The following is a 765-nucleotide window of genomic DNA, read 5'->3' as shown; positions in this document are numbered from 1 at the left end:
CACGAGGTCGGCAGGCTGATCGACGCCGAGCTGCCCGAGGGCGACTACCAGACCGTCGGCGGCCTCGTCCTGGCCGAGCTGCAGCGGCTGCCCGACCCCGGGGACGCGGTCCTCGTGACGATCGCGGCCGAGAGCCCGGACGAGGAGGACCGCACCCTGCGCCTGGTGGTGCACGAGGTCGACCGACGTGTCCCCTCCTCCGTCCGCCTGGAGCGGGCCGAACCGGTGACCACCGGCTCGGATCAGGACGACGACCGGGAGGTGCGGGCATTATTGCCGTCGGGATCGTGGTGTCGATCCTGCTCGTCGGGGGGAGCGCGTTCTTCGTGGCCGTCGAGTTCGCGCTCGCCGCCGCCCGGAACTACCGGCTGGAGGAGGCCGCGCTGACCTCGGCGTCGGCACGGGCGGCGCTGCGCAGCGCCAGGGACATCTCGCTGCTGCTGGCGGGGTCCCAGCTGGGCATCACGCTGTGCGTGCTGGGCCTCGGTGCGATCACCAAGCCGGCCGTCGACCACGCGCTGCGCCCGGTCCTCGAGGGCTGGGGCGTCCCCGGCGGGGTCGCCGGAGTGGCGTCGTTCGTCGTCTCGCTGATCGTCGTGACGTTCCTGCACCTGGTCGTCGGGGAGATGGCGCCGAAGTCCTGGGCGATCTCGCACCCGGAGAGGTCGGCGATCATGCTGGCGATCCCGATGCGCGGGTTCATGATCGTCGCGCGGCCGCTGCTGCTCCTGCTGAACGGCACGGCGAACCGCTGCCTGCGCTGGT

At 72.4% G+C, this 765-nt stretch carries 2 protein-coding genes; both read left to right on the top strand.

Annotated features, from left to right (window positions below):
• Positions 1-15: 15 nt before the first annotated feature.
• Complete coding sequence (locus D8M34_RS19930; protein ID WP_446723749.1) at positions 16-387, top strand: transporter associated domain-containing protein; 372 nt, start codon at positions 16-18, stop codon at positions 385-387.
• A partial coding sequence (locus D8M34_RS18545; protein ID WP_238695733.1) for a CNNM domain-containing protein occupies positions 285-765 on the top strand: 481 nt, incomplete at its 3' end. The genes D8M34_RS19930 and D8M34_RS18545, both read left to right, overlap by 103 nt.

The sequence above is a fragment of the Microbacterium sp. HSID17254 genome (assembly GCF_003989315.1).
Classification (GTDB): Bacteria; Actinomycetota; Actinomycetes; order Actinomycetales; family Microbacteriaceae; genus Microbacterium.
The sequence above is the reverse complement of the archived record's forward strand: the minus strand, read 5'-3'. Positions and strand labels throughout refer to the sequence as shown.